At 33.1% G+C, this 8433-nt stretch carries 10 protein-coding genes; all 10 read right to left on the bottom strand.

The annotated features are described in order from the left end of the window. The coding region (locus tag IJ258_RS00050) for a hypothetical protein (RefSeq protein WP_292801373.1) at positions 1 to 1671 on the bottom strand (1671 nt) is incomplete at its 3' end. Positions 1672 to 1785: 114 nt separating this feature from the next. Next, on the bottom strand, positions 1786 to 3549 hold the full coding sequence (locus IJ258_RS00045) for a hypothetical protein (RefSeq protein ID WP_292801370.1): 1764 nt from the start codon (positions 3547 to 3549) through the stop codon (positions 1786 to 1788). 206 nt (positions 3550 to 3755) lie between these two features. Then, positions 3756 to 4334, bottom strand: a complete 579-nt coding sequence (locus IJ258_RS00040; protein ID WP_292801367.1) for a hypothetical protein — start codon at positions 4332 to 4334, stop codon at positions 3756 to 3758. Further along, complete coding sequence (locus IJ258_RS00035) at positions 4306 to 4551, bottom strand: hypothetical protein (RefSeq protein WP_292801364.1); 246 nt, start codon at positions 4549 to 4551, stop codon at positions 4306 to 4308. The genes IJ258_RS00040 and IJ258_RS00035 overlap by 29 nt, the downstream gene beginning before the upstream one ends. A gap of 34 nt (positions 4552 to 4585) precedes the next feature. Next, positions 4586 to 5158, bottom strand: a complete 573-nt coding sequence (locus IJ258_RS00030) for a hypothetical protein (protein WP_292801361.1) — start codon at positions 5156 to 5158, stop codon at positions 4586 to 4588. Between the two features lie 109 nt (positions 5159 to 5267). Next, the gene (locus IJ258_RS00025) at positions 5268 to 6500 is read right to left on the bottom strand and encodes a hypothetical protein (protein ID WP_292801359.1); all 1233 of its coding nucleotides are present in this window, start codon (positions 6498 to 6500) and stop codon (positions 5268 to 5270) included. Positions 6501 to 6502: 2 nt separating this feature from the next. Beyond that, positions 6503 to 6736 carry a hypothetical protein gene (locus IJ258_RS00020; protein WP_292801356.1) on the bottom strand — a complete coding sequence of 78 codons (234 nt, stop codon included), beginning with the start codon at positions 6734 to 6736 and terminating at the stop codon, positions 6503 to 6505. Between the two features lies 1 nt (position 6737). Next, positions 6738 to 7181, bottom strand: a complete 444-nt coding sequence (locus IJ258_RS00015) for a hypothetical protein (protein ID WP_292801353.1) — start codon at positions 7179 to 7181, stop codon at positions 6738 to 6740. Between the two features lies 1 nt (position 7182). Further along, positions 7183 to 7974 (bottom strand): hypothetical protein, encoded by a 792-nt coding sequence (locus IJ258_RS00010; protein ID WP_292801350.1) that lies wholly within the window; start codon positions 7972 to 7974, stop codon positions 7183 to 7185. Between the two features lie 26 nt (positions 7975 to 8000). Next, positions 8001 to 8433: PEGA domain-containing protein (locus tag IJ258_RS00005; protein WP_292801347.1), on the bottom strand; the 433-nt coding region annotated here is incomplete at its 5' end.

The raw sequence follows: 8433 nt of genomic DNA, 5'->3' as shown, positions 1-8433 counted from the left end.
TAATCCTAATGAAGATACAGTTTCACCAAGAGCATATTTATTTACTTTTTTAAATTTTGAGATAGTATTATCCAATTCTCTGTTGAATACTTGCAATCCACTTGCACCGACTTTGGTATTGGCTTTTAATTGTTCTTCCATCTCATTTTTAGCAGTGAATGTTGTTTTTATTCCTTCTGCTATTTCCATACCAAAGCCCCATAAAGCCATTCCCCCCATAGCGGTGAATATCATTTTAAGGGAGAGTAATGCTCCTCTTATTTGGTATAGTGTGTTGGAGAGTATTCTGCCGGAGTGTGCTGTTTGTTGCATTGAGTTTCCAGCTTGTTTCATTCCAACGCTACTTTGTTTTGCTGCTTGTTCGTTTTGTTTGTATCCTTCGGCTAATCTTTTGATTTGTGCATTTGCTTTTGAGTATGATGTGTTACTGCTGTCTAATGTACTTTTAACAGAGTTTAAACTTGTTTTTAATTGTTTTAATTCATTTTCTAATTTATCTAATTCCGCTCTGTATTGTTCATTACTTACTTTTCCTTGACGGAGTTTATTGTTTAGGTTTGTGAGTCTTGTTCCTAAACTTTGAGCTTGTCTGCCTTGATTTGTAAGCATTATTGCGTTTTTACTACTTGCATTAGATAAACTTGTTATTTCTGCTTGTACTGTTCTTATACGGTTACCTAATGTTGTTTGTGTGCTACTATTTTGATTAATTAATGCGGTGTATCTTTCTAATTGGGTGTTTAGTAATGCTAATCCTTGACTTGCTTTACTAAATTCATTATAGGTTTGGCTAATATTAGTATTAACAGATTGTTGTTGTGCTTTGAACTCTGCTAATTTAGCATTAATCTTATCAATTTGTCCGTAATATTGGTTTATACCAACATCTAATGTGCCAAGATTATTATATCCTTTAACATCGGCTGTTCCACGAACTTGTTTCCAATATTTGTATGTAGCAGCACTTGCTTGGGCAAGTTCAACAGACATAGCGTGCCATTTAGCTTTTAACTCATCAGCAATAACGGATAATCTTTGTTTATATGCTTCGGCACTTTGTCTTGTTGATGCAAAGAAATCTTTAAACGCAGCTCCAACTGGACGAATAGCCCCTGCCATTCTATCCAAGTATCCAACAGGAGTTTCTAATCCCATAAATGCAGTACGCATTTGGTCGAGAGTTACATCAAATGGTTTAGCAGCAGAAGCCAATTTCCTATAATTAACAGCAGTAGTGTTTAATCCCCTATCAAATATTGATAATGCTTTTGAAGCATTAGTTAATTGTTTTGCTGTTAATTCCCAATTGTTAGAGTAATTTTTACCTATGTTAATTGAGTTGATTTTTTTACCTGCTGATGCAAATTGGTTAATCGCATTCGCTATTTCAGTTGCATCACGTTTAACTTCTATTTTTGCTTTATCCCATGCTTTCACAAATTTTTCTGTTTCATTAGTAGTTTCCGCAACTTTCTTACCTCGAGCTGCGAATTTATTGATAGCATTACTTATTTCAGTAGAGCTTCTATTAACTTGAATGTTTGATTTAGCCCATGTGTTTAAATATTCTTCTAATGCTCTTTTTACTTGGGATAGTTTTGTTCTTACAATATCCACTTTTTTATTATAGGAGTCCATTGATTTTGAGGACGCCCCTATATTATCAGACATTCCCGTATATTTTACTCTTTTTGCTTGAACTTGGGCAGATTTGCTTAATTCTGATTGTAATTTCTTTTCAGATGAAATTAACTTATCATTTTGTTTAACTGCTTCATTAGTTGCTTAATTTTCAGATTTAATTGCTTCGGTTTCTTTTTTAAGAGATGTTGCAGTTTGTTCTACTGATTTAGATGTGCCTTCCATTGAAGCTTTAATATTAGACTCAACTTGGGTTGCCTCTTGTCTAACTCCTTCTAATTCTGCTTTAATTTCGCGTAAACCTTTCAAATTATCAGTTTTAAGAATATCAAAGCCCCTATCAGTATGACCGAACCTAACAGTGCTATTTCCACCGAAACCAACTCTACCAAATTCCGCACCAATAACTTTCATGGACTTTAAGAATTTCTTCTCAAAATTTTCCCAAGAAGTAATTGTGGACATATATTCCATTTTTAATTTTTGCATTACGTCTGCTAATGGAACCTGCCCGTTACTTTCCATTTGTTTTACATTACGTAGTAATGATAATGTGAAATCTTTTTCTAATTGGTTGAAATTAGATGAAATTTGTTTACTGGTTTGTTTAGATGTTGATGCAGTTTTTTTAAGTTTTTCATCAAATACTGATAAAGCTTGACCTGCTTTTGATAATTGGGAATTTGTAGTTTCCCAATCTAAATTAGTAATTTCTTTTAATGAATGTTTTCTTCCTGTTGATGAGGATAATGATTTGAATTTTGAACTTAATTTTTCTACTTCATTCTCTAATTTTTTAGTGGAATTTGCAGAGTCGGACATTGTCTTTTTAACAACTTCCTCTGTTTTAGCAGCTTCCTTTTGAGCTTCTTGGAACGGTTTTTTCAATGAAGCAATATTAATATTTCCAAAGTTTCTGGCATTTACTCCCTTTCCAAATTTAACAAATTTTTCGGGGTCTCTTGTTGGATATAAACTTGTTTTAGTAGCCATTAACCCATGTGCAAATAATTTTTCAAACTCTTGTCTGTTTTTAACCAAAGATTTATATTTATTTTTTAATTCATCATAAACTGGGCGAAGAGGAACTTGATTTGTACTGCCTTTGTTTTTTAGTATACTATTATATAAATCATTTGTAAATGCTTGTTTTAAAGCAGCTCCTGTTTTTTTTGCTTGGAGTTCTGTTTTCTTTAAAACCTCAACTTCTTTGGTTTGAGCATCAGCTACTTTTTTAGTGTCTTTAGCAATAGTATTATTCTGGTTTGCTAATTCTGTTTTTAATTGTTTACTTTCGCCTTTTAATTTATTCATTGAGTCTGCTAATTTTTTATTTTCAGCAGCTGCTGTTTCATATTTACTTTCAGCTTTCGCTAATGACTCTGATGTTTTTGATAATTCTGAATTTAATTTAGTATTCTCATTTTTTAACTTTTCCATAGAGCTACTTAATTTATCATTTTCATTAGATAATTTTCTAACTTGGTGGTCTGCTTCTCTCCACAAATCAACAGCAGCATCTACTTTACGATTAAGTCTACCATTCTCTTTTTCTACCTTTGCTAAACTTTCACTTAATTTATTATTTTCAGAAACAAATTTATTTAATGCTTCTTTTGCCATTGAATAAGACTCGGATTGTTTCTTAAACTCATCACGAATACGTCTACTGTCGTCTTTAATGGATTTATTGGACTCGCTTAAAGTTTTATTAACTCTTTGAAGTTTCTCCATTTCAGTTCTTAACTTCCCAACTTCTTTCTCAATACCTGTTTGTTTAGTTCCGAAATTACTTAACCCTTTTTTCAAAATTTCAACATCTTTCTTCAATGTTTCAAGGGTTTTCCTAAATTCAGTAATATCCAACTCAACTTTAGCAGATACAGATCCACCAACATATTTAGACAATATTCTCTCTCCTTCACAAAACTTAATTTCAACAAAACATTAAACAAAAAAATATAATCATTATAAAAAAAATTAGGCACTACCTCCAAGAGATGGAGGAAGCCCTAAAAAATAAAATCGTATCTATTCTCTTAAAGGTAGATACCTAAAAAAGTTAAGAATGGGATTGCACCATTCAATCGTTGCTTAAAATACAAAAATATAACTTAATCTCTTTCAAGACCGAATTTATCTTCTAATTTAGATAAACTTTTAACCTTACTCCCTTTCCATCGTTGAAGGCGAAGCCAATTATACATTAATTCAGTAGCTCTCATATTATACATTGGATTATATGCAGCTGTACCGAAATGAACATAATATTTCCCCCCTCCTTCGGGGCTTGCTTCTGGGTCATTACCTGTTTCTTGGTAGTAAGCATAATCTTTTTCTAATTCCCGTTCATCTGGGGGTTTTAATCCTTCTGGGTCATCAGAAAATTCTTGCCAAACTCCTTTTGGGAAATAACTTCTACGGGTAAATCCGGAATATTCTAATTCTAAAAAAGAAATACCATTTGATAATTCAAAGAATTGGTGGCTCCGTTCCATTGGACTTAAAACTAAATTTGGGTTCCATTTAGGGATATATTGGGAGATGTAATCAAAATGTAATTCTTGACCTGTTGTTTCAAGGAATTTTTGAGTATTGGACTCATCATCAACTAATTTAATAACATCATCAATGTATTTAGTTAATGTGTCTTTAATACTCATTTTAGTCCCCATTTGGAAACATCTCCTCATACACTTCTTTAACCTCATCACTATTCTGCGACTCTGGTTTATCTTTATTCAACTCTTTTTCTTCCTTATCAATCAAATCTAATTCAAGACAATATAATCTACTTGTAGTCCAAGTATCCATCGCCCAAAAATCATTTAAAGATAATCCTAATCCCTCTATCCTGTGTACTAATAAAAAATAAATATCCAATAAACTACTTTCAATAGCCCAAGCCATTGATGTGTTCATTGGATTTGGGTTTATATCAGTATTAAAGTTGTTTTTGTCTTTCTCGAAAAGTAGAAATATCTTCTCTTATTTCGTTTTGGATTTTAGACTCTCTTTCCCCGACCATACACATCTCATAGTATTTTGAGATGTTTGCAGCTATACGATAGTCAATTGCATCAGCGTTTTCAAGGAACTCTTTTGCAGTTATTCCATCAACAATAGACTCTACTTTCCTTGCTAAAATATCATTCATATCTGACTCTAAATTATCAGATAAACCTTCATGTTCTTTATTGAATGTTTTAACTTCTTCTAAAAACTCATCTTGTTCATCGAGTAATTTATCAAGTTTATCTTGTAATTTTAAGATAGCTTTGTAATCATCATCATTATCTTCCATTAACCTAATTCTTCTTTCAGTGGACTCGATTTGTTTTTCAATCCTTTCACCTTTTTTATTAATTAATTCAGACTCTTCGGTCAATGGTTGGATTTCTTTTACTTTTGCTTCCATTTCTTCGTCAAATGCTTTTAAAGTTTCATTTGAACATCTTTTGAAAAAACATTCTTTTCCACAGAAATTAATTGTTGTTTGTGTAAATTCTCTTGCCATAACTAACTTCCTCCTATTTTTATATTTGGCTAATTAAACAGAACTGATGGGTTTAAACCATCAAGCCCTCATATGATTAAATAAAAAAAATAATAATTGCAGAAAATGTTTAGTTTTCTGCAAAGTCTGTGTATTTTGATGGGTCTGGATAGAAAGTATTGAGTGCTGCTCCTGTAGTGTCGATATGTAAGTCTGCTAAATCAGTTACCATATCAACAGTAATGTAGGATTGTGTTGGTTTTTCTAATACTTTAAATTCCATTGTTAAATCTTTTGCTTCATCACCTGATTTTGGTGATGTAACACTGGTTAATTCACAATCTGGGCATTTGATAATAGTTTCGTATGGAACGCCAGTTGAGATGTAGTAGTAAGTTACTTCTTGTCCCTCTTCTTCTATTACTTTGGTGGAAACTATTTTCTCACCAGTTCCAACAGTATCGGATTTAGAAACTCTTATGATGTCGCCACCATAACATCTAAACCATACTTGTTTGTGGGTGATTTCTTCTGAAACAGAATGTCCGTATTTGTTAAATGCTTCGTATTCTGTTTCAAAGAGTTTAGTTCCATCAACCCAAGGCATGGTGATTGAACCTTCGGTTTCCCTTGCACCCATGATTTTAGTGTTTTTACCGAAAGCATCGTCATGACAAGATTGACTTTCTGCATTGTGATTGATGGTTAAGCTTGCTTCGCTGAAACAGTCAATTGGGACTCGCATCATTTCTTTAGCGGTTGCTCCAACATGTCCTACATACACTTGAGTGTGTGCTGCTTTTGCGAAGTGTGATTCTTCCAAGAACCCTCTGGTTGGGTTCATTAAGTTAAAGTTGTTATAATCACTTACAAAGGTTGGTGCGATGGTTGGTGCATCATCAGCACTGAATGTGATTTCTAATTCGTTTAAGAGTGCATTGTTGAATGCTCTTGCATCGGTTTCGGTTTTTTGGAAACCATTGTAGATAGTTGCTACTGGTAATTCAGTAGTATTATCTGCTGGCAATTCAAAGTGATAATCATATACTCCATCAGTAGAACCATGAGCTAATTTGGTATAATTACCTAAAAGCAAATAGAATATATCTTCTAATCCTTCGGAGTATCTGAATTTATCTTCCCATGTTGGTGCAGACTCTGCGGTGGTTCTGTAAGAACCCATATCCAAGTTAGATACACCAGTGTGTCCTTCGTCGGTTTCGGTTTCGATTTCGTTACCGTCCTCAAAACCGGTTTGTCTAATACTGACTAATGGGCGAGCGTATAAATCTTCATTAAGATCCCTGTCTTTAACGCCCATCATAACATAATGCCATGAGGCATTTAGTGCTATAGCTGCCATATTTATTTATCCTCCTTTTCTGTTTCTTTATCCTTTTTAAAAGGTTTTTTGAACTTTTTAGGTTCATTATAAACCTCAAAATTACCGTTAATTTCTAATCTTTTGATTAATTGGGTTTCAGAGTCAGGTACAGTAATAATCATTCCGTTGATTAATACATCAGTTGGTTTCATGATTTTTGCTAAAACCAAATCTAAATCTTTTACTCTGCTTTGCCCAATGTATTTGAACTTCATATTAATACCTCAATAAATAACGTAAAACGACCATTGAAGTGAATAATTGAGCGGTTTCTTTGTAACTGTCTTGTCCTTTACGATTGTATTGGAAACCTTGAATTGGGCTTCCTTGTACGAAGGATAAGTCATGATTTGTTCTCATAATCACTTCATCAATGATTTCTTTTAATTGTTCACTGAACATGAATAATTGTCCGATAATTCCATCTCTCCTCTCTTCTGTAGTTATTAATAGTACAATGTCTAATTCTCTTTCATAACTACAACCATCTCTTCCAGTTTCCCATTCTAATGGTTTGTATACTATACATGATGGTGGGAGGTTGTTTGCGTCCACTTCTATGAAATCATAAAAGATTGGTGTGTCTGCAAAGGTTTCGCTCTCTACTATTGCTGTACTGATTTCTTCAAGAACTTCACCGATTTTGCTTTCATATTTCATCTTAAATTCCCCAATCAATTCCAGTAGCGGTTGCATGGAATAAATCCACGTGGTCTTTTTTATTCTCAATATCTGCCAAGTATTCACTTATTGCTATGTTTACTTGTCCTAATAATCTGTCTGCATAGTTGTTGGACTCTGATTTTGGTTCTTTCATTGGTTTGGTTTCGTATTCCCATCTTGTTAGCCAAGCATAAGCTCCTGCTGCCATGTATACGTAATCTTGTAATTTTTTAGGAACTTCACGTTTTTTAGCGAAATGTCCTAATCTATTCAATACATGGTTTTCACCAGTAATCAAAGACTGTTCTATGTCAGTTAAAGTGTAAGTGTAATTTTGACATCTCATTAGTACGTTAGTGATTTCTATTCCACTAACTTCACTTCCAAAGCTTAATTTTAATGATTTAACTCCAGTTATCTCTCTTGTTTTATCAGTGAAACGGACATTATCATCTAATTTAAATGTGATAATGGTGTCATCATCATAATCGATTTCAGTATCACTACAATTTGCTTGAAGCAAACTTATATTTCCATTAAGCAATGGTGAAAAATCAAGTAAAAGTGCAGGTACATCTACATTAACTCCATGAAAATTAATGAAAAATTGCACTTCATCAATACCATTAAACTCCTCATAAATAGTAGGCATAACAACACAATCACCATCAACAACAATATTATCAACAGCAACAGGAAATTGTCTATCAACCTTACTTCGAGGTATCCACTTTAAAACTTTATAAAAATCAGACATCGAGTAATTGGAGGTTTTTTCAACTACATTCATGATAAGAACCTCCTTAAAATAAAATTTTAACCTTGTATTACAGCAGTCATAGTAACAGTGAAACTTGTATTATCTGCACTTACTGTAATAGTATCTTCATAATCGCCATACCCTTCAGCTATAACTTCGATGGTTTGTTCACCATCAGCAACACCTTTCAAAGTACAACCTCCAGCACTACCAGTAGTACCATATATATTACCTATATTAACAGTTGCACCTTCAATAGCTTTAGTACCATTATCAACAGTAATGCTAATATCTCTTGTAGTAGGGGTTGCAGTATTAGTAGAACCAGGACTATTAGAAGAATTAGAGTCAGAGCCAGTAGACTCTGAACTGTTACTTTCCAAAGCATTTAATCTATCCTCATGCTCTTGCAATACTTTTGCAGTTGCAAAAGGATTTAACTGCCTTCCTTTAATTATGCGAAGTTTAATACTTTCAAACATACATAAC

The sequence above is a fragment of the Methanobrevibacter sp. genome (genome assembly GCF_017468685.1).
Lineage (GTDB): Archaea > Methanobacteriota > Methanobacteria > Methanobacteriales > Methanobacteriaceae > Methanocatella.
This window is presented reverse-complemented; position numbering and strand designations above follow the sequence as displayed.

Coding starts and splice junctions, on each gene's coding strand:
- IJ258_RS00030 (WP_292801361.1), bottom strand. CDS start 5,158: ATGGCAAGAGAATTTACACAAACAACAATTAATTTCTGTGGAAAAGAA.
- IJ258_RS00040 (WP_292801367.1), bottom strand. CDS start 4,334: ATGAGGAGATGTTTCCAAATGGGGACTAAAATGAGTATTAAAGACACA.
- IJ258_RS00020 (WP_292801356.1), bottom strand. CDS start 6,736: ATGAAGTTCAAATACATTGGGCAAAGCAGAGTAAAAGATTTAGATTTG.
- IJ258_RS00015 (WP_292801353.1), bottom strand. CDS start 7,181: ATGAAATATGAAAGCAAAATCGGTGAAGTTCTTGAAGAAATCAGTACA.
- IJ258_RS00010 (WP_292801350.1), bottom strand. CDS start 7,974: ATGAATGTAGTTGAAAAAACCTCCAATTACTCGATGTCTGATTTTTAT.
- IJ258_RS00035 (WP_292801364.1), bottom strand. CDS start 4,551: ATGGCTTGGGCTATTGAAAGTAGTTTATTGGATATTTATTTTTTATTA.
- IJ258_RS00025 (WP_292801359.1), bottom strand. CDS start 6,500: ATGGCAGCTATAGCACTAAATGCCTCATGGCATTATGTTATGATGGGC.